Genomic DNA, 23,202 nt, shown 5'->3' on the forward strand with positions numbered 1-23,202 from the left:
TACGAAGCATACTTCGTATTAAGGCGGTCCCCGACCGCGCGGCGACGACGGAGATCTTGATGGGTGAGGCAGTGGGTTACGACATCGTGCTGAAGGGCGGGCGGGTGATCTGCCCGGCGTCGGGGCGCGATGGCGTGTTCGACGTGGCGGTGCGCGACGGGCGTATCGCGGCCATCGAAGAGACGATCCTTCCGATGCGCGCCAATTCCGTGATCGATGTGTCGGGCAAGCTGGTGCTGCCAGGCATGATCGATACCCATGGCCATTGCTACCAGTATGTGAGCGGCCGTTTCGGGCTCGATCCGGACATGGTGGGCGTGCATTCGGCGGTGACCTCGGTGGTGGACCAGGGCGGTGCATCCTGCATGACCTTGCCGGGCTTTCGCAAATTCATAGTCGAGCCCAAGAAGACGCGGGTTTATTCCTTCCTGTCCGCCTATCTCGTGGGTGGGCTCGAAGGCCATTACTATCCCAACCTCTACAGCCCGGAGTGCGTGGACGTGGACGCCACCGTGCGCGCCGCGATCGCGAACCGCGATCTTGTGCGCGGCATCAAGGGCCATGCGGAGATCGGCGGCTTCGCTCGCTGGGGCATCACGGTGATGGAGATGGCGGCCGAGATCGCGCGGCGCGCCGAGATCCCGCTCTATGTCCATTTCGGCGCCCTGTGGGGCCTGCCCGAGAGCGGCACCAACGGCGAGGACGCCGACACCATCCTCGAGCGCGTCATTCCGCTGCTGAAGGAAGGCGACATTCTGGCCCACCCCTTCACCCGCAACCCCGGCGGCTTCGTGAACCGTGACGGCAAGGTGCACGACGTCATCAAGGCCGCCCTTGACCGGGGCCTGAAGATCGATGTCGGCCACGGCAGCCACTTCTCCTACCGCATTGCCGCGAAGGCGATCGCGGCGGGCGTGGTGCCCCACACCCTGGGGGCCGACATGCACGGCTACAACACCCATGTGCCCGCTCCCGCCGGCACCCCGGCCGAGCACCCCGACGACGAGAACCACCCGTTCCGGGGGCAGGCGCGCTTCAGCCTCACCCAGGCCATGAGCTCGCTGATGGCGCTCGGCCTGTCGGTGGAACAGGTGGTGCCCATGGTCACCGCCAACCCGGCCGCCATGTTGGGGCTCGCCGATCGCCTTGGCGCCCTGAAGGTGGGCTACGCGGCCGACATCTCGGTGCTCGACGACAATCGCGGCCGCTTCCTGCTGCGCGACAACGAGGACACCAAGGTCGTCACCGATCGGCTGCTGACGCCGGCCTTCTGCCTGCGCAACGGCGAGCGCTTCGATGCCGATGCGCCGATCCTGCCGGAAGCGGTGGCGGCGTGAGCGCGCCGGCCCCCGCCAAGGCCCCTCAAGAGGCCTGGGACACCCTGTCCCAGGCCGAGCGGGATGCCGCCTACAACAACAACGCGGCCGTCGCCGACAGCGCGGCCTGGGTGGCCGCGCGCGATGTGGCCGCCGCCGCCTACCGGGCCGCACATGGGGAGAGGCTGGATATTCCCTACGGCGCCGGCGCCCGGCAGAAGCTGGACCTGTTCCCCGGAGCGCCGGGCGCGCCGACCCTGGTGTTCCTCCACGGCGGCTATTGGCAGCGCAATTCGCGCGAGGGGTTCGCCCATTATGCCGCGGGGCTTGCCGCCCATGGCTGGTCGGTGGCGCTGCCCAGCTATTCGCTGGCGCCGCAGGCGCGGCTCGCCGACATCGTGCGCGAGATCGGCGCCGCCCTCGACCTGTTGGCGCGCGAGGGGGCGGCGCTGGGCCTCTCCGGCCCCATCGTGCTGTCCGGCTGGTCGGCGGGGGCGCAGCTTGCGGCGATGCAGATGGACCATCCGGCGGTGACGGCGGGGCTTGCCATCTCGGGCGTGTATGAGCTGGCGCCCATCCGCGACACCTTCCTGAATGCCGCGCTGCAGCTTTCGGATGGCGAGATCGAGGCGTTGTCCCCGCTGCGCCTTGCGCCGTCGCGCAAGCCGGTGACCATCGCCTATGGCACGGCCGAGGTTCCGGCGCTGGTGCACGATGCCAAGGCCCTGGCGGCGCATCGCGAGGCGGCGGGCGCGCCGGTGGCGCTGCTGCCGATCGCCGGCGCCAACCATTTCTCCATTCTCGACGAACTGCGGGATCCCGCCGGCCTTCTGACGCGCGCGGCCCTCGATCTCGTCAGCGGAGGAGCAGCATGATGATGGACGTCACGGCGCCGGGCGAGGGCGTGGGCGCGCGCCTGCCCCGCAAGGAAGACGACCGGCTGATGCGCGGGCGCGGCCAGTACATCGCCGACATCCGCCTGCCGGGGATGCAGGACGTGGCGTTCGTGCGCAGTCCTTTGGCCCATGCCCGCATCCGCGCCATCCATGTGCCGGAGGATCTGAAGGGGCGCGTCTTCACCGCCGCCGACCTTAATGGGGTGAAGCCCATCCGCGCGGTGTCGGGCCTGCCCGGCTTCAAGGTGTCGGAGCAGCCGGCCCTCGCCGCCGACAAGGTGCGGCAGGTGGGCGAATTGATCGCCGTCTGCGTCGCCCCCACCCGCGCCGAGGCCGAGGACATGGCGGCGCGCGTGGAGCTGGACCTCGAAGAGCTGCCGGCCCTTCACGACATGCTGGAGGCGAAAAAGCCCGGCGCGGCGCTGGTGCATGAGCATTGGGGCGACAACGTCTTTCTCGAAACCCTGGTGAATGTGAACATCGAGGCGGCCTTCGACGCCCCGGTGAAGGTCTCGCGCACCATCTCCACCGCGCGCCAATGCATGGCGCCCATCGAGGGGCGCGGCACCGTCGTCCATCTCGACCATCGCATGGACCAGCTCGTGGTCCATACCGCGAGCCAGATGCCCCACATCGTGCGCTCGGGGCTCGCCGAATGCCTGGGGCTGGATGAAGGGCAGATCCGCGTCATCTCCCCCGATGTGGGCGGCGGCTTCGGCTATAAGGCGATCCTCTTGGCGGAAGAGATCTGCCTCGGCTGGCTGGCGCGCCGGCTGGGCACGCCGGTCAGGTGGCTGGAGGACCGGCGCGAGCATCTCACCGCCAACGCCAATTGCCGCGAGCACCATTACGAAATCACCCTCTATGCCGAGCGCGACGGCACGCTGCGCGGCATTGATTGCGAGGCGAGCGTCGATAGCGGCGCCTATTCGGCCTATCCCTTCTCGGCGTGCCTGGAGGCCGCGCAGGTGGCGTCCATCCTGCCGGGGCCTTACGATTTTCCCGCCTATCGCTGCCGCACCTGGTCGGTGGCCACCAACAAATGCCCGATCCTGCCCTATCGCGGGGTGGCCCGCACCGGCGTGTGCTTCGCTTTGGAAGTGGCGCTGGACGCGCTGGCGGCGGAGCTCGGCCTGACGCCGGAGGTGGTGCGCTTCAAGAATCTGGTGCGCCCGGAGCAGATGCCGTTCGACAACATCACCAAGAAGCATTTCGACAGCGGCGACTATCCCGAAGTGCTCACCCGCGCGCTCGCGGTCATCGATCCGGACAAGGTGCGGGCCCGCCAGATAAAGGGGGAGCCGGATGGCCGGCGCATTGGCCTCGGGCTCTCCATCTATTGCGAGCAGGGCGCGCATGGCACCTCGGTCTATTCGGGCTGGGGCATTCCCATGGTGCCCGGCCACGAGCAGGCCGGCGCGCGCCTCACCCCCGACGGCGGGCTTGAGCTGCGGGTGGGCGTGCATTCCCACGGCCAGAGCCTGGAAACGACCCTGGCCCAGGTGGCCCATGAGATCCTCGGCATTCCCGTGGCGCGCACCCGCGTGTTCTACGGCGATACGGCCATGACCCCCTATTCGACCGGAAGCTGGGGGTCGCGGGTGATGGTGATGGCCGGCGGCGCGGTGGCGACTGCCTGCACCGAGCTCAGCGAGCGCATCCGCCGCATCGGCGCCCACATGCTCCAGGCGGACCTTGCCGAGGTGCGGTTCGCGGCCGGTCGCGTCATCGGCCCCCATGGCGACGTGGGGGTGAACGAGATCGCCCACACCTGGTATCGGCGGCCCCAGGACCTGCCCACCGACGTGGACGGCGGCGGCCTGGAGGTCATTTCCGGCTACAAGCCGGTGCGCGACAGCGGCACCTTCAGCTATGCGGCTCACGCGGTGGTGGTGGCGGTGGACCCGGAGATCGGCGAAGTCGAGATCCTCGACTATGTCATCGTCGAGGATGGCGGCGTGCTCGTGAACCCCATGGTGGTGGACGGGCAGATCATCGGCGGCCTCGCCCAGGGCATCGGCACCGCGCTCTATGAGGAGATGCGGTTCGACAGCTCCGGCCAGCCGCTCGCCTCCACCCTGGCGGATTATCTGCTGCCCGGCGCGCCGGAAGTGCCGGCCCCCTTCATCGGCCACATGGAGACGCCCTCGCCCTACACCCGCTTCGGCGTGAAGGGCATCGGCGAGGGCGGGGCGATCGCGCCGCCCGCCGCCATCGCCAATGCGGTCAACGATGCGCTGCGCCCGCTGGGGGTGGAGATGCTGCATTCCCCGGTCACGCCCCGGCGGATCGTGGAAAAGGTGCTCGCCGCCCGCGCCGCTCGCGCCAGGAGGAGCGCCGCATGAAGCCCGCGCCCTTCGATCTGGTCCGTCCGCGCGAGATCGCCGCCGCCGTCGCCCTCCTCGCCGCGGCGGGCGATGGGGCCAAGGTCATGGCCGGGGGCCAGTCCTTTGGTCCCATGCTGAACCTGCGCCTCGCCACGCCGTCCCTGGTGGTGGATATCTCCGGCATCGCCGCGCTGAAGACCGCGCGGGAGGAACCCGACGCGGTGGTGTATGGCGCCCTGGTCACCCACGCGGACGTGGAGGATGGCCGGGTGCCGGATGCGGGCGCGCATCTGCTCAAGCGGGTGGCGTCGGGCATCGCCTATCGGGCGGTGCGCAATCGCGGCACCATGGGGGGCAGCCTCTGCCATGCCGACCCGGCCGCCGACTGGGTGAACGCCCTGTCCGCTTTGGGCGCGCAGGTGGAGATCGCCGGTCCATCGGGCCGGCGCTGGCTGGCGCTTCAGGAGTTCCTGACCGGCGCCTTGTCCGTCGCATTGGGCGAAGGGGATCTGCTGGTGGCGGTGCGGGTGCCCAAGGTGCCGGCGAGCGCCCGCTTCGGCTATGTGAAGCACTGCCGCAAGGTGGGCGAGTTCGCCCATGCGGTGGGTGCCCTGCTGGTGGACCCCGCCGCCGGAACCGCCCGCGCCCTGATGGGTGCCATCGATGCGCCGCCGCTGGTGCTGGCGGATGCGCGTGACCTGTTCGGGGGGCGCATCGACGCCGATTTCGCCGCCCGCTTCGATGCCGCCGCCGCAGCCGCCGCGCTTCATGAGGCCGGCGTCATCGATCCGGTGGATCGGCATGTCCATGTGGAGGTGCTGCGCCGCGCGGTGCGGCAGGCGGACGGCTTGTTTTCCCCCGACACCAGGAGCGCCGCATGAACGCCCCCATTCGCGTTTCCGGCGCGGCCCGGACGCTCGCCCTCACCCTCAACGGCCGCGCCGTGGCGGCGGAGGTGGAGCCGCGCACCAATCTCGCGGACTTCGTGCGCGACACGCTCGACGCCACCGGCACCCACATCGGCTGCGAGCATGGCGTGTGCGGCGCCTGCACCGTCTTGGTGGACGGCGAGCCGGCCCGCGCCTGCCTCTCTTTCGCCGCCGCCTGCGCGGGGGCGCAGGTGACCACCATCGAGGGCCTGGACGATGACGCGGTGACGGCCGAGCTGCGCGCCGCCTTCAACCGCGAGCACGCCCTGCAATGCGGCTTCTGCACGCCGGGCATGCTGGTGTCATCCCGCGATCTGGTGCTGCGCCTGGCCGAGCCGGACGAGGCCCGCATCCGCCTGGGGCTCGCGGGCAATCTATGCCGCTGCACCGGCTATGCGGGCATCGTGAAGGCGGTGGCGTCGGTCATCGCCGACCGTCGCGCGCGGGGCATCGCGGCCGGCACCGCGCCGCGCCCGCTCGGTCCCGTGGGCGCGCGGGCCGGTGCGGGCGCCGAGGCGGCCGCTTCGCTCAAGACCCCGGAGGCGGTCCGCGCGACACCGGCGCCGCCCGCCCGCGCCGCCGATTTCACGCCGGCCCACAGCTTCGCGCAGAGCTTCGATCTGGCGTTCCCGAAGGCGCGCGTGTTCGCGCTCTTCGCCGACATCCGGGAGGTCGCCGCCTGCCTGCCCGGCGCGGTGGTGGACGAGATGCCTGACCTCGAGCATGTGGTGGGCGGCATGAAGGTGAAGCTCGGGCCTATCTCCACCACCTTCCGCGGCACCGCGCGCGTGACCCGGAACGCGGACACCTTCAGCGGCGTCATCCTGGGCGCGGGCGGCGACGGGCGGTCCGCCACCCAGGGCGAGATCTGCTATCGGGTTCTTGACGGCGCCATGCCGGGCACGGCGCGGGTGGAGCTGACCGTGGGCTACACCCTCAAGGGGCCGCTCGCCCAGTTCGGCCGCCCGGGTCTCGTGCGCGAGGTGGCGGGCCGGCTCATCGCCGATTTCGCCGCCCATCTCGACGCCCGCCTGAAGGGCGCGCCGGCCCCCGCCGCCACGGACGGCGGGCTCAATCCGCTGAGGCTGCTGTTGTCGCTGCTCGCCCAGCGCCTGAAGGCGCTGTTCGGCCGGTAGCGCCGGTCTCCTAAATCCTCTCCGAACCAAGTCCCGATTGCCCCGAAAGACTGGAGTTTCAAGATGCAGATGACCCGCAGGACGACCCTGGCCACACTGGCTTTCGCGCTGATGTGCTCCACGGCCTTCGCCGCCGACGACACCATCAAGATCGGCGTGAACCAGCCGCTGACCGGCGCCTTTGCCGCCTCGGGCACCTATGTGGCCAACGGCGCCAAGATCGCCGCCGACGAGATCAACGCCAAGGGCGGCGTGCTCGGCAAGAAGATCGAGCTTGTGATCGAGGACAACAAGAGCAACCCCACCGAGGCCGCCGCCGTCGCGGAAAAGCTCATCACCTCCGACAAGGTGCCGGTGATGATGGGGGCGTGGGGCTCCAGCCTGACGCTGGCCACCATGCCCAAGCTTGAGGAATATTCCGTGCCGATGCTGGTGGAGACCTCATCCTCGGGCAAGATCACCACCTCGGGCAATCCCCACGTCTTCCGCATCTCGCCGCCCTCGTCCCTGGAAGCGGAGGCGTTCGCGCCGCTGGCATCCAAGCTCGGCGTCAAGAAGGTGGACTTCCTGGTCATCAACAATGACTGGGGCCGCGGCGCCGCCGCCGATTTCTCCAAGATGCTGAAGGCGAAGGGCATCGAGGTGGGGCTCGTGGAGACCATGGACGCCTCGTCCCAGGACATGAGCGCCCAGCTCGCCAAGCTGAAGGCTTCCGACGCCGACACCATCATGATCACCGCCGCGGTGGACCAGCTCACCTTGCTGTTCAAGCAGATGGCGGCGCTCGGCCTGAAGAAGCGCATCATCACCACCGGCGGCTCGCAGAACCCGGACCAGATCATCGCCCAGGCCGGCCCGACCGCGAACGGCACCATGCACATCGTCACCTTCGCCCCCTGGTGGCCGGAAAAGAGCACGAATCCGCAGGCGGCCGAATACTTCATCGGGGAATGGAAGAAGCGCGGCTACGACTTTGCCGGCACCACCGAAAGCTTCCGTGGCTATGACGGCATCCGCACCATCGCCGCGGCCATCACCGCCGGCGGCGGCACCGATCCGGCCGCCATCGAAAAGGGCTTCTGGGCCGTGAACATCATGGGCCTCAACGGTCCCATCGCGTTCAAGAAGACCGGCCCGGAAGGCAAGGAGAGCGGGCAGAGCAAGCCCGAGGTCTATCTGATCGAGATCACCGACGGCAAGATCGCGCCGGTCAAGTTCTGACGCGGAACTTAAATCTTCTCCCCGTGCGGGAGGGGGCGGGGGTGAGGGCGCGGAACACGTCGCATGCCCTGACCGGTGTTTTGCTCCTCACCCCCAACGTTCCGCGCGGAGACGCAGCCCGTCGCGGCGACCTCACGGCCGCCGCCTTGCCCCGAACGACACCGTACGGACAGGCCGGATGGATCAGTTTCTGCAACACCTCGTCAACGCATCGGTGCTCGGCGGCACCTATGCGCTCCTCGGCATCGGCCTCACCTTGATCTTCGGCATCATGAACGTGGTGAACTTCACCCACGGGGCCATCTATACCTTCGGCGCCTATGCCATGTATTTGGCCGCCGTGGCGCTGGGTCTCAATTTCTTCGTCGCTTTGCCGGTGGCGCTGGTGGCGGGGCTCGCCATGGGCGCCCTGATCGAGTTCGCGCTGCTGCGGCCCCTGCGCCGCTCCGACATCGACACCACCATGCTGGTGATGATCGGCGCCGGCATCATCCTGCAATCGGGCACCTTGTGGATCTTCGGCGGCGTCGCCAAGGCGGTGCCGACGCCGTTTCCCGATGCACCGCTGGTGATCGGTCCGGTGTCCGTGTCCTATGTGCGCCTGTTCGTGTTCTGCGCGGCGCTGGCGCTGATCGCGCTCACCTATTTCACCATCAACGGCACCCGGCTCGGCCGCGCCATGCGGGCCACCTTCCAGGACCACGACACGGCGGCGCTCATGGGTGTCAACGTCTCGCTCATCTACACCGCCACCTTCGCCATCGGCTCGGCGCTGGCGGCGGCGGCCGGGGCCTTGCTGGGCCCGGTCTATGTGGTGTTCCCGCAGATGGGGGACCTCGCGGCGGTGAAGGCGTTCGCCATCGTCATCTTAGGCGGGCTCGGCTCCATCTCGGGCGCCACCATCGGCGGCTTCATCCTGGCGTTCGCGGAGGAGATCGGCGCCGGCTACATCTCGTCCGGCTATCGCGACGCCATGGGCTTTCTCATCATCATCGCGGTGCTGCTGGTGAAGCCCACCGGCCTGTTCGCCCGCGCGGAGCGGATCGGATGACACGGCTTCTCGCCCCCACCTTGCTCGTGGTGCTCGCCGCGCTGCCGCTGGTCCTCAAGGACCCGTACCTTGTCAACGCGCTCATCATCACCGGCATCTTCACCATCTGCGCCATGAGCCTCAACCTGCTGCTCGGCTTCACCGGGCAATTGAGCCTCGGGCATGTGGCCTTCTTCGGCATCGGCGCCTATGTGAGCGCGCTCACGGCGCTCGGCTTCGACGTCGGCCTGCCGTTCGGCCTTCGGGTGACCTATGAGGGGGGCTCGCCGCTGGTCGGCTTCGGGCTGGCCATCGTCGTCACCGGGCTCGCGGGCTATCTCATCGGCCGGCTGTCGTTCCGGGTGCGCGGGGCCTATTTCGTCATCGTCACCATCTCGTTCGCGGAGGTGGTGCGGCTGGTGGCGCTGAACTGGGTGGAGCTGACGCAAGGCCCGCTCGCCCTCACCTCCATCCCCAACATGACGCTGCCGCTGCCCGGTCTCGGCGAGGTGGCGCTGCGCACCAAGATCCAGAACTATTATCTGGTGCTGGCGGTGGCCACGCTGAGTTACCTCGTCATCGCCCGGCTGGTGGGCTCGCGCCTGGGGCGGGCCATGCGGGGGCTGAAGGAAAACGAGTCGCTGGCGCTGTCGCTCGGCATCAACGCCACGCGCACGCTCACCATCGCCGCCACCGTCTCGGCCGCCATGGCGGGGGCGGCCGGCAGCCTCTATGCCCATTACATCCGCATCATCGATCCGGACGTGTTCCTGTTCTCCTACACGGTCACCATGGTCATCATGGTGGTGGCGGGCGGCAAGGGCACCCTCGCCGGGCCGCTGGTGGGCGGGCTCCTGTTCGGCCTGCTGCCGGTGGCGCTGCGGCCGGTGATGGCGCCCGAGGCGCAATGGATCGTCTATGGCGCTATCCTCATCGCCATCCTGTTCGTGATGCCCAAGGGCATCGTTCCGGCGCTTGAAGCACTCACCCGCCGCCGGGTCGCCAGAGCGGAGCCCAATCCGGCGCTTGAAGCGGGAGCGCAGCCATGACCGCCATCCTCAGCGTCGAGCATGTGGGCATGCGGTTCGGCGGGCTCACGGCGATTTCGGATTTGCATTTCCATGTGCGGGAAGGCGAAATACTGAGCCTCATCGGCCCCAATGGCGCCGGCAAGACCACCGCCTTCAACATTATGACCGGCTTTCTGAAGCCCACCCAGGGCCGGGTTGTGTTCCGGGGACGCGACCTGGCGCAGACCCGGCCCAATGAGATCGCGCGCCTGGGCCTTGCCCGCACCTTCCAGCGCACCAGCGTGTTCGCCGACGATACGGTGCGCGACAACGTGTTGATCGGCCTGCACCGCTTTGCCTGCCCGGACTTCATGGACCGCCTTCTGCCCACCCCCCGCGCCCGCGCGGCGGAGAAGGCGGCGCGGGCGCGGGCCGATGAGATCATTGATCTCGTCGGCCTCGCTCAGCGCGCCGAGGAGAAGGCCGGCGCGCTTTCCTATGGCGAGCAGCGGCTCATCGGCTTCGCCCTGGCCCTCGCCACCGCGCCGCGGATGCTGCTGCTCGACGAGCCGGTGTCGGGCATGAACGCCTCGGAGACACAGGGTTTCGTGCGCCTGGTGCGCAAGGTGCGGGACGAGGGGGTCTCCATCCTGTTGGTGGAGCACGACATGCCCATGGTGATGGAGGTGTCCGACCGCATCGTGTGCCTCAATTACGGTCGCCTGATCGCGGAGGGCTCGCCGGCCGAGATCCGCAGCGATCCGGCGGTCATCGAGGCCTATCTCGGCAAGAGCGCCGCCCGGCTGGAGCACAAGGAGATGGCTGATGCTTGAGATTTCCGACCTCGTCTGCGGCTACGGTCAGGTCGCGGCCCTGCGCGGCATCTCGCTCACGGTGGCGCGCGGCCAGCTGGTGGCCTTGGTGGGCGCCAACGGCGCCGGCAAGTCCACTACCCTGCGCGCCATTTCCGGCCTCGTGCCCGCCCGTTCCGGCACCATTCTGTTCGACGGGCAGGACGTGACCCGCGCCGGTCCGCAGAAGATGTTGCGCCTCGGCGTCGCCCATTGCCCGGAAGGGCGGCGGGTGTTTCCGCACATGAGCGTCGCCGACAACCTCGCCATGGGGGCCTATCTGCGCGCCGCCGATTCCAGCCTGCGCGAGGATTACGCCCGCATCTACGCGAGCTTCCCGCGCCTCGCCGAGCGCCGGCACCAGATGGCGGGCACCCTCTCCGGCGGCGAGCAGCAGATGCTGGCCATCGGCCGGGCGCTGATGTCCCGGCCCCGTCTCGTGCTGTTCGACGAGCCCTCGCTCGGTCTTGCGCCGAACATCGTGGAGCAGATGTTCACCATCATCGGCGGCATTCGCGATGCCGGCGCCACGGTGCTGCTGGTGGAGCAGAACGCCTTCGCGGCGCTGGACCTGTGCGACCATGCCTATCTCATCGAAGCCGGCCGCATCGTGAAGGCGGGGTCGGGCGCGGCGCTGATCGGCGATCCCCATGTGCGGGCGGCCTATCTCGGCGGCTGAAGGTGGTCTCACCCCACGTCGTGGAAGGGGCGGGCGCGATCCCGCCCCTTTGCTTTGGGCGTCACAAAAAGAAGCCGACGCCAAGGGCGCCGAACGGCTCGTCCATGAGCGGCATCTTCGGCCGGTAGGAGAGGGCGGAGGCGATGGCGACGCGGGGGCGTTGTTTTGCCGGGCCGTGAGCCAGGGCGGCAAGGTGTCGGACCGGAACACCGGCGCGCCATCGATCTTGATCGGGGAATAGTCCTCGGTGCCGGACGTCCGGTCGCCGTAGGTCTCAAGCCCGGCGACGATGGACAGCAGGGGGGCTCTTGCCGCACCCGGAGGTGCCGACCCGCGAGATAAACTCGCTGTTGGCGACGTCGAGCAGGGCCACGATCTTGATGGGCAGGCCGGCGGCCTTCATGCTCAGCGCCGCGTTGGTGGGCACCGCTGCCACGGCGAGCGCGCCGCTGGCCACGGCCGCTTTCATCTCCTTCTGCTCGGCGAAGTTCTCACTTCTGACGCCGGACAGGCCTTCCTTCTTGTACATGCCTCTTTCGGCTGCGATGTGCAGCGGGCCGTAGCCCAGGCTGGCGTCGCCGCCCATCCTGGCGGCGCAGGTGGCGTGGAAAGGAGCCGGTCGCCCCCTTCGTCGGCGGCGGAGGCTCAGCCTGCGTCGAGGCCGCCGACCGGGGAGCGGCTGAGATCGTTGTTGGCGGCCACGAGCAGGCCCCGCGATTCCAGGCGGCGGAACATTCCTCGGTGAACAGGGCCACATGGATCTGGTGCAGGCGGCGGATGAGGAAGCCCGGACGCTCCTCCAGATCCTTGATGCGCCAGCTCCGTTCCGGTCCGTTGCCGCCCTTTCGGCCGCGCGTGGCGCTGGAACGTCCCGCGGCGGGGACGTCACTATGGGGGCATGTTCTTCGGCATGCGCTCCCTGCGCGAGGGAGAACGCGGGCGCAACGACGGTGTCGCGCGGGTGGCGATACGCCCATCGGTACGCCGAAACTCCGGGCGGGGCCAACCCGTCGGGCCGGCCCCGCCGGTTCAGGGCGTTCCGGCGAAGGCCTCCTGCGACACCACGGTCCGGTTGCGGCCGCTGTGCTTGGCCTCGTAGAGCGCGCGGTCGGCCGCATCCACCAACTGCACATAGTCGGGATGACCGCTGTAGCTGGCGACGCCCACGGACGCCGTGACTTGGACGTGGTTGCCGTCGGACAGGCGCAGCCGGCGCTCGGCAAGGCGCGCGCGCACCCGCTCGGCGATCTCATAGCCTTCATTGACGCCGGCCTCGACCAGCGCGATCAGGAATTCCTCGCCGCCATAGCGAAAGACGAAATCATTGAAGCGCACGGTGTCCATGACCACGTCCGCCACCTGCTGGAGCACCATGTCGCCGGTGGAGTGGCCCCAGCGGTCGTTGATCTGCTTGAAGTGGTCCACATCGATCATGAGGATGGTGAAGGGCGTGCCGGTGCTGCTGGCGATGGAGACTTCGCGGCCGAGGATGGTCGGCAGGAACCGGCGGTTGAGGGCGCGGGTGAGCGGATCGCGCCCTCCCTCCACGCCGGCGATGCTCTGGAACAGGTCCGAGAGCACGAACTTGATCTCCTCCACCAGCTCGCGCAGCCGCGCGAGCAGCTTGCGCATCTCCTCCCCATTGGTGGGGCGGGATTCCTGGAGCTTCGGCAGGACGATGGTGTCGATCTGCTTCAGGTTGCTGTGGATCACCTCCAGGCCCGGCGCGCCCTGGAAGATCAGGCCCGCGCGGTGGTGGAACCACAGGCCGAAGGTGGATTTCGCGAGCGGCACGAGGTCCGCGTTGGAGGTCCCCTCCAGCAGCGGGAAGAGAATGGACTGAAGCCATTCCATGAGGGCCGCGTTCTGGGTTTCGCGGGTCAGCGACACGTCCTGGCCGACAGCGAACAGGCGGAACGCCTCGTCCACCTGGGCGCGGCGCATGCTGCCTTGCATGTAGGCCTCACTCATGAGGCCCATGGCCCAGTCCATGCGGGCGTCCACGAACACCAGCGTGGAGGCGAGCGCCGCGCGGTCGAGCTCGCTCTTGATGAGCAGATCCGACATCTCCGCCTTGAGCAGCGCGGCCCCCTTGATGACGAGGCCGAACGGCAGCTTGATGCGCGCATGCACCTCGCCGATCTTCCGCTGGGCCTCGGTGTCGGCGCTCACGAACAGGTCGATCAGCCACTGGCGGAGGGAGTGGACGAGCCGGGTCTCGACCATCTGGTGGCTGAGGAAGGCGGCGCCGTCCGCGTCCTCGAGGAACGCGTCGTAGAAGCGCCGTACGAGCCGTTGCGCATGGGTGCCGATGAGGTGGTCGAGGACGGCCAGGGTGTCTTTGGAGGCCTGGGGAAGTGCATGCGAGCTCGCAATCGGAGTGCCGACGTTATGGCTCTGCATTATGAATACCCTTGTATGAAACGACAGGCGGTGGAAAAGCGGCATCCGGCGCCGCCCGGCACCATCCATTTCAACGTCCGCGCGATCCGGTCGCGACGATAGATTTCTCCACCATTCAAGCGCAAGCATCCGGCCGGGCTGAAATCACGGGCGGTGATCGCGACGCGGCATCGGGCCGGGTCGGTGTTGGCGGCGCGCGGCCTCTCTCTCCCGCAATTCGTGGTGCGGCGGCACCGGCGGGCGAAGCTTTCCTCGGTTTCTCACCGGTTGTTTGCCCTGGCTAATGACCCTTGCGACATTCGCAACTTTTGTCTGAGTGGGTAATGCCGTAATAAGTTAAACCGTATCGGATGGCCGAAAAGCCTGTGTGGATAATATATTTATTGAAAGCTATATTTTTGATATAAAGCAAATCGCGGATATTTATACCCCATATGGGAGGTGATATCTCTCTGCGCTCTTCTGTCTCAGGGGGTGCACTATCTTTTCGGTGGTATTATTTTGACGTTATGGGAGTCTCCTGCGCGGGGCGGATTCGAGCGCATTCGGCGCGCCAACGGAGAAATTCGTGCACGGCCGGGGATTGCTCGTGCTGGCGGAAGATCATGTAGACATCCGCAACTAATGGTTGCGCAACCATGCGAAATGCAACGTCGTTGCTTGTGAAGCGAGCCGTTGACGCCGGTACCAGCGCCACGCCGAAACCGGCGGCGATGAGGCTCGGGATGGATTGGGAATCGACCACCTGTTGCGAGACCTGTGGCAGGAAGCCGGCTTCCACGCAGCTTTTCTGGAGATAGCGGGCAAATTCCGATGATTCCGGATGGAGCATCACATGCTCGTCCGCGGCAAGATCGGCGAGCGCGACGACATCCTGTGCGGCTAGGCGGTGGCCGCGGGGCAGGATGACGGAAACGCTCTCCCGCCACGCCAGGGTGCAGCCGAGCTCGGGATGGCGGGCCACCGAGCGGTCGAAGGAAAGATCCGTGCGATTGAAGCTGATGTCGGTGCGGTGCTCCAGTACGTCCTTCACCTGCAGGGCCGGGGCCTGCTCGTAGATCACGGTGCGCACCTCGGGGGCATGGCGCCGGTAGTCGGCGAGCCAGCCGGCAAGGCCACCACGCAGGATGGTGCCGGTGGCGCCGATCTCGATCTTGCCGGAGCGTCCGGCGCCCACCGACATCACCTGTTGCTGGGCTCGCTCGGCCTGGGCGATGAGGGCTCGGGCCTGGGCTTCCATCTCCTGGCCGGCAGCGGTGAGCTCCACCCGCCGGCTGGTGCGGGTGAACAGGCGCGTCTTCAGTCCCGCTTCCAACTGGGCGATGGCCTGCGACAGGGGCGGTTGGGACATGTGCAGTCGCGCCGCCGCGCGGGTGAAGGACAATTCCTCCGCCACCGCCAGAAAATAGCGCAACTGCCTGAGATCGATATCCATATCATCTCAATCTAGTTCAATCATATATTGGACATATCCATATCCGAGGCGGAAAGTGACTTCAACGACCGGCGCCCGGGGGCGGCCCATATGGGTGCCCCAGGGCCGCACGGCCGACCTTCCGGGCTTTCGTGGGGACAAGGAACCTCTTTCATGACCATGCTCATGCGCGTTGCCGCCAAATGTGCGTCCGCCGCCGCTGTCGCGGCTGTTCTCGTCTCCGCCGCGCTGCCGGCGCGGGCCGATACCCTTGCGGAGATCGAGAAGGCGAAGGTGGTCCGCATTGCCGTGCCCCAGGACTTCGCGCCGTTCGGCTCGGTGGGGCCGGACCTGCAGCCGCGCGGCTACGACATCGACATGGCGAACTATATCGCCAAGCAGCTCGGGGTGAAGGTGGAACTGGTGCCGGTCTCGAGCGCCAACCGCATCGCCTATCTCCAGACCCACAAGGTGGATCTCGTCATTTCCAGCCTCGGCAAGAATCCGGAGCGGGAGAAGGTGATCGATTTTTCCGCGCCTTACGCCCCCTTCTTTTCCGGCGTGTACGGCTTGAAGGGCGAAGGTGTGGCGGACGCCGCCGGCCTCGCCGGCAAGACCGCCGGAGCCACACGGGGCTCCATCGAGGAGCAGGAATTGACCAGGCTTGTTCCTGCCAGCACCACCGTGAAGCGCTATGAGGACAACAACGCCACTGTTTCCGCCTTCATCTCCGGTCAGGTGGACTATATCGCCACCGGCAACACGGTGGCGGCGGCGGTGGCGGAAAAGAGCCCGAGCCGCAAGCCGGAGCTGAAGTTCATCATCAAGGACAGCCCGTGTTATGTGGGCCTCAACAAGGATGAGCCGGCCCTGCTCGCCAAGGTGAACGCGATCATCGCCAAGGCCAAGGCCGACGGCACGCTCGCCGGTTTCTCCGAAACGTGGCTGAAGGCGCCTCTGCCGGCGAATTTCTGAGCGGCCGCGCCGTAACGGGGCAGCGCCATGATCCAGCACCTGAATTTCGGCGATCTCCTGCCCTATTGGGACGTGTTCGCTCGGGGCCTTCTGTTCACCATCGTCCTCACCCTCACCTCCACCGTGGCCGGACTCACGCTCGGCACGGCGGGGGCCTGGGCCCGCACGTTCGGGCCCAGATGGGCGGGCGCGCTGACGCGGGCCTATGTGGAGATCATCCGCAACACGCCCTTCATCGTGCAGCTCTTCTTTATCTTCTTCGGGCTGCCGGCCTTGGGGGTGAAGCTTTCGGAGAATACGGCGGCCTTCATCGCGATGGTGGTCAATCTCGGGGCCTATTCCACCGAGATCATCCGCGCCGGCATCGAGGCGGTGCCGAAGGGCCATCTGGAGGCCGGCGCCTCGCTGGCCATGAGCCGGTGGGAGATCTTCCGCCATATCGTTTTGAAGCCGGCCATCATGAATGTCTATCCGGCCCTGTCCTCGCAGATCATCATCGTGATGCTGGGCTCGGCGGTGGTCTCCCAGATCTCGGCGGAAGATCTGACCTATGCGGCGAACTATATCCAGTCGCGTAATTTCCGGGCGTTCGAGGTCTATATCGTCGCCGCCCTTCTCTATCTCCTGCTCGCCATCGGCCTGCGCGCGCTCCTGCGCGGCATCGGCCGGGCGATCTTTCCGAAAGGGTGAGGGCCATGAGCGATTTCAGCTTCTGGATCATCCTCCAAAATCTTCTGCTCGCCACCCGCTGGACCATCCTTTTGTCGCTCATCGCCTTTGTCAGCGGGGGCATCGTGGGGCTGCTGGTGCTGTTGGCGCGGGTGTCGCACGGCCGGGTGCTGCGCATCCTGTCCCTGGGTTACATCGAAGTGTTCCAGGGCACGCCGCTCTTGATGCAATTGTTCCTGTTCTTCTTCGGTGTCGCCTTGTTCGGCATCGAGGTGAGCCCCTGGGTCGCCGCCTGGCTGGCGTTGACCCTCTGGACCTCCGCCTTCCTCGCCGAGATCTGGCGCGGCTGCGTGGAGTCCATTCCCAAGGGCCAATGGGAGGCCTCCGAGAGCCTCGCGCTGTCTTATGGGGAGCAGATGCGCCACGTCATCCTGCCCCAGGCGCTGCGGATCGCGGTGGCGCCGACCGTCGGCTTCTCGGTGCAGGTGGTGAAGGGCACGGCGCTGGCCTCCATCATCGGCTTCGTGGAGCTGACCAAGGCCGGCACCATGCTCAACAACGTCACCTTCCGCCCGTTCCTGGTCTACACGCTGGTGGCGCTCATCTACTTCGCCCTGTGCTTCCCTTTGTCCTGGTATTCCAAACGTCTGGAGGGTCGGCTCAATGTCGCTCGTTAGCATCAGGGACGTGCGCAAGAGCTATGGCGCGCAGGAGGTCCTCAAGGGGGTGTCGCTGGATACCGGGCGCGGCGACGTGGTCGCCATCATCGGCCGCTCGGGCTCGGGCAAGAGCACGCTTCTGCGCTGCATCAACGGGCTCGAAACCTACCAGTCCGGCAGCATCACGGTGGACGGCATGGCGGTGGGCGACGGCAAGACGGACCTGCGCACCCTGCGCCGGCACGTCGGCATGGTGTTCCAGCAGTTCAACCTGTTCCCGCACCTCACCGCCGGCGAAAACATCATGCTCGCCCCGACCGTGGTGGTGAAGGAGCAGAAGGGCGAGGCCCGCGCCGTCGCGGAGAGCCTGCTCGAAAAGGTGGGGCTCGCCGGCAAGTTCGACGCCTATCCCAGCCAGCTTTCGGGGGGCCAGCAGCAGCGGGTGGCCATCGCCCGCGCGCTCGCCATGCGGCCCACCGTGCTGCTGTGCGACGAGATCACCTCGGCGCTCGATCCGGAACTGGTGAACGAGGTGCTGAAGGTGGTGGAGCGGCTTGCCAGCGAGGGCATGACCTTGATCCTGGTGACCCACGAGATGCGCTTCGCCCGTGATGTCGGCACCAAGCTCGTCTTCATGCACCAGGGCCGCGTGCACGAGGAGGGCCCGCCCAAGGCCCTGTTCGGCCAGCCGGCGACGCCCGAGCTGGCTCAGTTCATCGGCGTTCAGCCGTAGTCGGCCGAAGCCCGGCCATCGCCCGACCCAGGTTTCCAAGCGTCCCCGCCACCGGCGCGGCGGCGCAACGGACCCCCATGCCGGCACCAAGAGGCACGCCATGACAACGGGAGGATTCATGACCGCTCAGCGCCCAAAGGCGGCGCCCGCCGCAATGGCGACGCGCATCGTCCGCCGGATCGACGCGCTCGCCCGCATTTCCGAACGGGATGGGGAGGTGACGCGGGTGGCGTTCTCGCCGGAGCACCGCGCGGCGGCGAACCTCATCCTTGGCTGGATGCGGGAGGCCGGCATGGCGGCGCGCCTGGACGAGATCGGCAATGTGGTGGGCCGCTACGAGGGCGCGGTGGAGGGCGCGCCGGCGCTCATGGTGGGCTCCCACTACGACACCGTGCGCAATGCCGGCAGATGGGACGGGCCGCTGGGCGTCATCACCGCCATCGAATGCGTGGCGGGCCTGGCAGGGGGCGGGGTGCGCCTGCCTCATGCCATCGAAGTGGTGGGCTTCTGCGATGAAGAAGGGGTGCGCTTTTCCTCGACCCTGCTCGGCAGCCGCGCCGTGGCCGGCACCTTCGACGAGGGGGCGCTGGAGGCGAAGGACGCGCAGGGCACCAGTCTGCGCGCGGCCATGACCGCGTTCGGCCTCGATCCCGATGCCATCCGCCGGGCCGCGCGCCGGCGCTGCGATGTGCTCGCCTATCTGGAGCTGCACATCGAACAGGGGCCGGTGCTGGAGGCGGAGAAGCTGCCGGTGGGGGTGGTCACCGCCATCAGCGGCGCCACCCGGTTCCGGGTGGAACTGGAGGGCATGGCGGGCCATGCCGGCACCGTGCCCATGACGTTGCGCCGCGATGCCCTTGCCGGGGCGGCGGAATGCGTGCTGGCGGTGGAGGCCCTGGCCCGGGCCGGCATCGGCGTGGTGGGCACCGTGGGGCAGATGGAGGCGGCGCCGGGCGCCACCAATGTCATCCCCGGCCGCGCCGTCTTCACCATCGACATTCGCGCCGCGGACGATGGGCAGCGCCGGGAGACCGTGTCCGACGTGGTGGACGCCATCGACGAGATCGCCGCCCGGCGCGGCCTCAAGGCGCGGATCATCAAGACCCATGAGAATGGCACGGCCCGTTGCGCCCCCTGGCTTCAGGCGCAGCTCGCGGCGGCCATCTCGGGCGCCGGCCATCGGGTGTTGGAACTGCCGAGCGGGGCCGGACACGATGGTATGGCCATGATCGACATGACCGACATCGCCATGCTGTTCGTGCGCTGCCGGGGCGGTATCAGCCATCACCCGAGCGAGCATGTGAGCGCGGACGATGTGGCGGTGGGGGCCGAGGTGTTGCTGTCGGCGATGGCGGGGTTCGCGCCGCGCTGAACGGCGCGGGTCCGCCGTGGGCTGGCCCGGCCGCCCCGTGGCGCGGCCGGGCCATGGGTTCAGGCGACCCGGCGGAGAGCCTCGGCCACGCGGTCGGCGATCTCGGTGATCTGCGCCGGCTCGATGATGAGGGGCGGCGAGATGGCCAGCACGTCGCCGGTGGCGCGGATCAGTACGCCCTTCGCGAAGCAGTCGAGGAACACTTCATAGGCGCGCGCGCCGGGGGCGCCGGGGCGCGGCTCCAGCTCGATGCCGGCGACGAGGCCGATGTTGCGGATGTCGATGATGTGGGGCAGCCCCTTCAGGGCGTGCATGGTCTCCTGCCAGGTTTCGGCCAGCGCGCCACCGCGGGTGAGCAGGTTTTCCTCCGCATAGACCTCCAGGGTGGCAAGGCCGGCCGCGCAGGCCACCGGGTGGCCGGAATAGGTGTAGCCGTGGAACAGCTCGATGGCGTTCTCCGGCCCCGTCATCAGCGCATCGTGCACGGCGCGCTTCGTGAACACCGCGCCCATGGGGATGGTGCCGTTGGTGATGCCCTTGGCGGTGGTCACGATGTCCGGGACCACGCCGAAATAGTCGGTGGCGAACGGCGTGCCCACGCGGCCGAAGCCGGTGATGACTTCATCGAAGATCAGCAGGATGCCATGACGCGTCGCGATTTCGCGCAGGCGCTCCAGATAGCCCTTCGCCGGCAGGATCACGCCGGCCGAGCCGGACATGGGCTCCACGATGACGGCGGCGATGGTCTCCGCGCCGTGCAGGGCCACCAGCCGCTCCAGGTCGTCGGCAAGCTCGGCGCCATGCTCGGGCAGGCCCTTGGTGAAGGCGTTGCGGGAGATGTCGAGGGTGTGGCGCATGTGGTCCGCCGGGATCTGCGGGAACACGCGGCGATTGTTCACGAGGCCGCCCACCGAAATGCCGCCGAAGCCGACCCCGTGATAGGCCTTCTCGCGGCCGATGATGCGGGTGCGCGTGCCCTGGCCGATGGCGCGCTGGTAGGCGATCGCGATCTTGAGCGCCGTTTCCACCGATTCCGAGCCCGAGCCGGTGAAGAACACCCGGTCGAGCTGCGCCTCTGGGCCGCCGGGGGCGATGGCGGCCAGCTTCTCGGCGAAATCGAAGGCGATGGGGTGGCCCATGTTGAAGCAGGGCGCATAATCCATGGTGGAGAGCTGGCGCTCCACCGCCTCGGCGATGCGCCGGCGGCCGTGGCCGGCGTTCACGCACCACAGCCCGGCGGTGCCGTCGAGCACGCGGCGGCCATCGTCGGTGGTGTAATACATGCCATCGGCCGCGGCGAGCAGGCGCGGCGCCGCCTTGAACTGCCGGTTGGCAGTGAACGGCATCCAGTAATTTTCCAGGGTGGGCGTGTTCGGCTTGGCCGCGGTCATCATGATCCCCTTTGCAAGGTCCATGAGCCAGAGCACGCTTCCATATGCGCAACAAGTCCTTTTCTGCGGCTTCGTAACCCATTGAAAAATAGTACCAAAAATGTACGCTGTTGCGTCAACGGCAACGACTGCAACAGGGGGAACGGTGGTGGAGGATCTGGGCGGGCGCCTGCGCTATGTGCGCGAGCTTCACAAGCTGTCGCAGCGCGAGCTGGCGAAGCGGGTGGGCGTGGCCAATTCCACCATTTCCCTGATCGAGGCCAACAAGAGCAATCCCTCGGTGGGGGCGCTGAAGCGTATCCTTGATGGTATTCCCGTCAGTCTCGCGGATTTCTTCGCCATCGTCCCGGTGCCGCCCAGGAAGGCCTTCTACCGGGCCGATGAGCTGGTGGAGATCGGCAAGGGTCCCATTTCCTTCCGGCTGGTGGGCGAAAGCCTGTTCGGCCGTAGCCTGCAGATCCTGAAGGAATGCTACCAGCCCGGCGCGGACACCGGTGTTATCCCCTTGGAGCATGACGGGGAGGAGGGCGGGATCGTGCTCAGCGGGCGGCTGGAGGTGACGGTGGGGGCCGAACGCTGCATCCTCGGTCCCGGCGACGGCTATTATTTCGAAAGCCGCCGTCCGCACCGCTTCCGATGTGTGGGCCCGGTGCCCTGCGAAGTGGTGAGCGCCTGCACGCCGCCAACCTTCTGAGGGCCGCGTTCAGCGGCGCGGATTCAAGATGGGCGGGCGGACAACGCCTGGAGACACTGCCCCGCATGGCGTCACAGGCCATAACGCGTCAGAAAAGGCGCAAATTCATCAATATTTCTCAGGCATTGGTAGCCATCTGCAAATTCGACGTTGATTTCCTCCAGTTCCGTGCGGAGCTGGAGGAAATCAACGTCACGCATGTTGCCATCGGCTTCTTTCCCGGTGCTGCGCGCCGAGGCCAGATACATTTGAAGCTTCAGTTCGGCGAACAATTGCTTCAGTCGTTCCGGATCGCGCGAGCCGCCGGTCAGCTGTGCGGCGACGCGGTTGAAACGAAGATTCGCGAGAACGTCGGACAAGCTCTGCCCCGCATTCTGCACGGTTTTGAGATCCTTGGCCTTGAAGTGCAAGCCCAGATGGCGCGCGAGGGCGGCGGAAAACTCCGCTGGATTCTTGCTCAGCAGTTCGAAGGGAAGCATCGTAAAGCGATCCGCGAAGCCGGCACGTTCAATAAGGGGTAATAGTTGATCAAGCGCGTAATGGCTTTTGAATTTATCCGTCATGCGAAGCAGAAATGAAGCTGGCATTTCCATTTCAGTCGCGCGTGAAACCGAAAATCTGTAATACGACCGTATCCAATCGTTCGGATTGCGCACGATAATGAAAATATGTGCTGCGGGCGCGACCCGGCGCACCGCCGTCAGCACCCATTCCGGGCGACCGTAAATCAAAGATTCATGACTGAGGAAGAGATTTTTGTCATTGTCGCTGGGAATGATGTCATGCAAGGCCTTGGACATCGCGTTGATCGCTTTTGATCGCTCGCCGCGGTGTTGATGTAAGGCCGCTTTCAGCGGCTGAGCGGAGCGATAGATGATACCGCACCGACGTGCTGCCCTCTGGATGGTCGTCGAGGCGGACTTCATCATCCCGAGGTGAACCACGACTTGACGTGCCGTTTCCATTGAGGCTGCGTTCTCGGTCGGCATCGACTTCTCCAAATAGCGGCGAGGTCAAAATCTTTGCGTGCCTATGTGACGGGCCGGCTGGCCGGCGTCAATGGTGGTAAGCAGATCTTGTGGCTGACACTTTTGTGAAACGGCCGCGGATGGGAATCGGCAGGGCGTGCTCTTCCAGCGTGTCCAGGAACTCCAGGGAATATGGGGGACCGGCTGGCCGGAGGGTCCAACGCAAGGTATGGCGTCCAGGAGCCGCCATCCCGTTGCACGGGCGGGGAATGATACCAATGGCCTGCGGGCCTGGCTCACGGGGCTTTGCCCGCGTGGCGCCTGAGCGAACCCACTCGGCGCCGGTCAAAGACCAGGGACCGATGGTATGATGGGGTTCGCCGTCTTGCGTCGGAGAGGGCTTTAAGGCCGTTGCCTGCGTGGCCTGGAGGGCAAGAGCCTGTCGGAGGAAATGGGTGCGGCGCTCGAGAAGAAAGCCTATCGACCCGATCGTGTCGAGTTATGGTCTCTTACCTAAGGGAACTGAAAG

20 protein-coding genes and 1 pseudogene are annotated in these 23,202 nt (G+C 67.1%); 16 read left to right on the plus strand and 5 right to left on the minus strand.

Going from position 1 to position 23,202, the window contains the following annotated elements:
- The first annotated feature begins 59 nt into the window (after positions 1 to 59).
- From HUW53_RS12525 to HUW53_RS12570, 10 genes are all read left to right on the plus strand, one after another.
- Positions 60 to 1,337 carry an amidohydrolase/deacetylase family metallohydrolase gene (locus HUW53_RS12525; protein ID WP_237346100.1) on the plus strand — a complete coding sequence of 426 codons (1,278 nt, stop codon included), beginning with the start codon at positions 60 to 62 and terminating at the stop codon, positions 1,335 to 1,337.
- On the plus strand, positions 1,334 to 2,191 hold the full coding sequence (locus HUW53_RS12530; protein WP_237346101.1) for an alpha/beta hydrolase: 858 nt from the start codon (positions 1,334 to 1,336) through the stop codon (positions 2,189 to 2,191). Before HUW53_RS12525 ends, HUW53_RS12530 begins: the two co-directional genes overlap by 4 nt.
- A complete protein-coding gene (locus tag HUW53_RS12535) occupies positions 2,188 to 4,557 on the plus strand; it encodes a xanthine dehydrogenase family protein molybdopterin-binding subunit (protein ID WP_237346102.1) in 2,370 nt (789 codons plus the stop codon). Before HUW53_RS12530 ends, HUW53_RS12535 begins: the two co-directional genes overlap by 4 nt.
- On the plus strand, positions 4,554 to 5,420 hold the full coding sequence (locus tag HUW53_RS12540; protein ID WP_237346103.1) for an FAD binding domain-containing protein: 867 nt from the start codon (positions 4,554 to 4,556) through the stop codon (positions 5,418 to 5,420). The genes HUW53_RS12535 and HUW53_RS12540 overlap by 4 nt, the downstream gene beginning before the upstream one ends.
- Positions 5,417 to 6,604 carry a xanthine dehydrogenase family Fe-S subunit gene (locus HUW53_RS12545; RefSeq protein ID WP_237346104.1) on the plus strand — a complete coding sequence of 396 codons (1,188 nt, stop codon included), beginning with the start codon at positions 5,417 to 5,419 and terminating at the stop codon, positions 6,602 to 6,604. The genes HUW53_RS12540 and HUW53_RS12545 overlap by 4 nt, the downstream gene beginning before the upstream one ends.
- 69 nt (positions 6,605 to 6,673) lie before the next feature.
- Positions 6,674 to 7,825: an ABC transporter substrate-binding protein gene (locus HUW53_RS12550; RefSeq protein ID WP_370877765.1), complete on the plus strand. Its 1,152-nt coding sequence runs from the start codon at positions 6,674 to 6,676 to the stop codon at positions 7,823 to 7,825.
- Positions 7,826 to 8,003: 178 nt separating this feature from the next.
- On the plus strand, positions 8,004 to 8,876 hold the full coding sequence (locus HUW53_RS12555) for a branched-chain amino acid ABC transporter permease (protein ID WP_237346105.1): 873 nt from the start codon (positions 8,004 to 8,006) through the stop codon (positions 8,874 to 8,876).
- Positions 8,873 to 9,904: a branched-chain amino acid ABC transporter permease gene (locus HUW53_RS12560; protein WP_237346106.1), complete on the plus strand. Its 1,032-nt coding sequence runs from the start codon at positions 8,873 to 8,875 to the stop codon at positions 9,902 to 9,904. Before HUW53_RS12555 ends, HUW53_RS12560 begins: the two co-directional genes overlap by 4 nt.
- Positions 9,901 to 10,698, plus strand: a complete 798-nt coding sequence (locus HUW53_RS12565; protein ID WP_237346107.1) for an ABC transporter ATP-binding protein — start codon at positions 9,901 to 9,903, stop codon at positions 10,696 to 10,698. Before HUW53_RS12560 ends, HUW53_RS12565 begins: the two co-directional genes overlap by 4 nt.
- Positions 10,691 to 11,395, plus strand: a complete 705-nt coding sequence (locus HUW53_RS12570; protein WP_237346108.1) for an ABC transporter ATP-binding protein — start codon at positions 10,691 to 10,693, stop codon at positions 11,393 to 11,395. The genes HUW53_RS12565 and HUW53_RS12570 overlap by 8 nt, the downstream gene beginning before the upstream one ends.
- Before the next feature lie 82 nt (positions 11,396 to 11,477).
- On the opposite strand, the pseudogene HUW53_RS12575 reads toward HUW53_RS12570, so the two are convergent.
- From HUW53_RS12575 to HUW53_RS12585, 3 genes and pseudogenes are all read right to left on the minus strand, one after another.
- Positions 11,478 to 11,759: pseudogene (locus HUW53_RS12575) on the minus strand (P-loop NTPase family protein); the annotation flags it as partial.
- A 665-nt stretch (positions 11,760 to 12,424) separates the two neighbouring features.
- Complete coding sequence (locus HUW53_RS12580; RefSeq protein WP_237346109.1) at positions 12,425 to 13,798, minus strand: GGDEF domain-containing protein; 1,374 nt, start codon at positions 13,796 to 13,798, stop codon at positions 12,425 to 12,427.
- Between the two features lie 496 nt (positions 13,799 to 14,294).
- Entirely contained in the window at positions 14,295 to 15,233 is a 939-nt protein-coding gene (locus HUW53_RS12585; RefSeq protein WP_237346110.1) for a LysR substrate-binding domain-containing protein, read from the minus strand.
- Positions 15,234 to 15,386: 153 nt separating this feature from the next.
- On the opposite strand from HUW53_RS12585, the gene HUW53_RS12590 reads away from it, so the two are divergent.
- The 5 genes from HUW53_RS12590 to HUW53_RS12610 all read left to right on the plus strand — a co-directional run bounded on the left by HUW53_RS12590 (position 15,387) and on the right by HUW53_RS12610 (position 19,620).
- Positions 15,387 to 16,187 (plus strand): transporter substrate-binding domain-containing protein, encoded by an 801-nt coding sequence (locus HUW53_RS12590; RefSeq protein WP_370877754.1) that lies wholly within the window; start codon positions 15,387 to 15,389, stop codon positions 16,185 to 16,187.
- Between the two features lie 27 nt (positions 16,188 to 16,214).
- The gene (locus HUW53_RS12595; RefSeq protein ID WP_237346111.1) at positions 16,215 to 16,877 is read left to right on the plus strand and encodes an amino acid ABC transporter permease; all 663 of its coding nucleotides are present in this window, start codon (positions 16,215 to 16,217) and stop codon (positions 16,875 to 16,877) included.
- Between the two features lie 5 nt (positions 16,878 to 16,882).
- Positions 16,883 to 17,533 (plus strand): amino acid ABC transporter permease, encoded by a 651-nt coding sequence (locus tag HUW53_RS12600; protein ID WP_237346112.1) that lies wholly within the window; start codon positions 16,883 to 16,885, stop codon positions 17,531 to 17,533.
- Positions 17,520 to 18,248, plus strand: coding sequence for an amino acid ABC transporter ATP-binding protein (locus HUW53_RS12605; RefSeq protein ID WP_237346113.1), 729 nt, complete (start codon positions 17,520 to 17,522; stop codon positions 18,246 to 18,248). The genes HUW53_RS12600 and HUW53_RS12605 overlap by 14 nt, the downstream gene beginning before the upstream one ends.
- A gap of 118 nt (positions 18,249 to 18,366) precedes the next feature.
- Positions 18,367 to 19,620: an allantoate amidohydrolase gene (locus HUW53_RS12610; RefSeq protein ID WP_237346114.1), complete on the plus strand. Its 1,254-nt coding sequence runs from the start codon at positions 18,367 to 18,369 to the stop codon at positions 19,618 to 19,620.
- A gap of 59 nt (positions 19,621 to 19,679) precedes the next feature.
- Here the strand turns inward: HUW53_RS12610 and aptA are convergent, their stop codons facing one another.
- Positions 19,680 to 21,014 carry an omega-aminotransferase AptA gene (gene aptA, locus HUW53_RS12615; protein WP_237346115.1) on the minus strand — a complete coding sequence of 445 codons (1,335 nt, stop codon included), beginning with the start codon at positions 21,012 to 21,014 and terminating at the stop codon, positions 19,680 to 19,682.
- Between the two features lie 97 nt (positions 21,015 to 21,111).
- On the opposite strand from aptA, the gene HUW53_RS12620 reads away from it, so the two are divergent.
- Positions 21,112 to 21,705 (plus strand): cupin domain-containing protein, encoded by a 594-nt coding sequence (locus HUW53_RS12620; protein WP_272904215.1) that lies wholly within the window; start codon positions 21,112 to 21,114, stop codon positions 21,703 to 21,705.
- Positions 21,706 to 21,776: 71 nt separating this feature from the next.
- On the opposite strand, the gene HUW53_RS12625 is transcribed toward HUW53_RS12620, so the two are convergent.
- On the minus strand, positions 21,777 to 22,694 hold the full coding sequence (locus HUW53_RS12625) for a hypothetical protein (RefSeq protein ID WP_237346117.1): 918 nt from the start codon (positions 22,692 to 22,694) through the stop codon (positions 21,777 to 21,779).
- Positions 22,695 to 23,202 lie beyond the last annotated feature (508 nt).

Source organism: Xanthobacter agilis (assembly GCF_021730435.1).
Lineage (GTDB): Bacteria > Pseudomonadota > Alphaproteobacteria > Rhizobiales > Xanthobacteraceae > Xanthobacter > Xanthobacter agilis.

Bases quoted from the DNA above. Each gene is read 5' to 3' on its own strand.
- HUW53_RS12545 (WP_237346104.1), top strand. From the start codon at position 5,417: ATGAACGCCCCCATTCGCGTTTCCGGCGCGGCCCGGACGCTCGCCCTC.
- HUW53_RS12570 (WP_237346108.1), top strand. From the start codon at position 10,691: ATGCTTGAGATTTCCGACCTCGTCTGCGGCTACGGTCAGGTCGCGGCC.
- HUW53_RS12590 (WP_370877754.1), top strand. From the start codon at position 15,387: ATGACCATGCTCATGCGCGTTGCCGCCAAATGTGCGTCCGCCGCCGCT.
- HUW53_RS12620 (WP_272904215.1), top strand. From the start codon at position 21,112: ATGTACGCTGTTGCGTCAACGGCAACGACTGCAACAGGGGGAACGGTG.
- HUW53_RS12600 (WP_237346112.1), top strand. From the start codon at position 16,883: ATGAGCGATTTCAGCTTCTGGATCATCCTCCAAAATCTTCTGCTCGCC.
- HUW53_RS12555 (WP_237346105.1), top strand. From the start codon at position 8,004: ATGGATCAGTTTCTGCAACACCTCGTCAACGCATCGGTGCTCGGCGGC.
- HUW53_RS12525 (WP_237346100.1), top strand. From the start codon at position 60: ATGGGTGAGGCAGTGGGTTACGACATCGTGCTGAAGGGCGGGCGGGTG.
- HUW53_RS12585 (WP_237346110.1), bottom strand. From the start codon at position 15,233: ATGGATATCGATCTCAGGCAGTTGCGCTATTTTCTGGCGGTGGCGGAG.
- HUW53_RS12540 (WP_237346103.1), top strand. From the start codon at position 4,554: ATGAAGCCCGCGCCCTTCGATCTGGTCCGTCCGCGCGAGATCGCCGCC.
- HUW53_RS12560 (WP_237346106.1), top strand. From the start codon at position 8,873: ATGACACGGCTTCTCGCCCCCACCTTGCTCGTGGTGCTCGCCGCGCTG.
- HUW53_RS12565 (WP_237346107.1), top strand. From the start codon at position 9,901: ATGACCGCCATCCTCAGCGTCGAGCATGTGGGCATGCGGTTCGGCGGG.
- HUW53_RS12605 (WP_237346113.1), top strand. From the start codon at position 17,520: ATGTCGCTCGTTAGCATCAGGGACGTGCGCAAGAGCTATGGCGCGCAG.
- HUW53_RS12595 (WP_237346111.1), top strand. From the start codon at position 16,215: ATGATCCAGCACCTGAATTTCGGCGATCTCCTGCCCTATTGGGACGTG.
- aptA (WP_237346115.1), bottom strand. From the start codon at position 21,014: ATGATGACCGCGGCCAAGCCGAACACGCCCACCCTGGAAAATTACTGG.
- HUW53_RS12610 (WP_237346114.1), top strand. From the start codon at position 18,367: ATGACCGCTCAGCGCCCAAAGGCGGCGCCCGCCGCAATGGCGACGCGC.
- HUW53_RS12535 (WP_237346102.1), top strand. From the start codon at position 2,188: ATGATGATGGACGTCACGGCGCCGGGCGAGGGCGTGGGCGCGCGCCTG.
- HUW53_RS12580 (WP_237346109.1), bottom strand. From the start codon at position 13,798: ATGCAGAGCCATAACGTCGGCACTCCGATTGCGAGCTCGCATGCACTT.
- HUW53_RS12550 (WP_370877765.1), top strand. From the start codon at position 6,674: ATGACCCGCAGGACGACCCTGGCCACACTGGCTTTCGCGCTGATGTGC.
- HUW53_RS12625 (WP_237346117.1), bottom strand. From the start codon at position 22,694: ATGCCGACCGAGAACGCAGCCTCAATGGAAACGGCACGTCAAGTCGTG.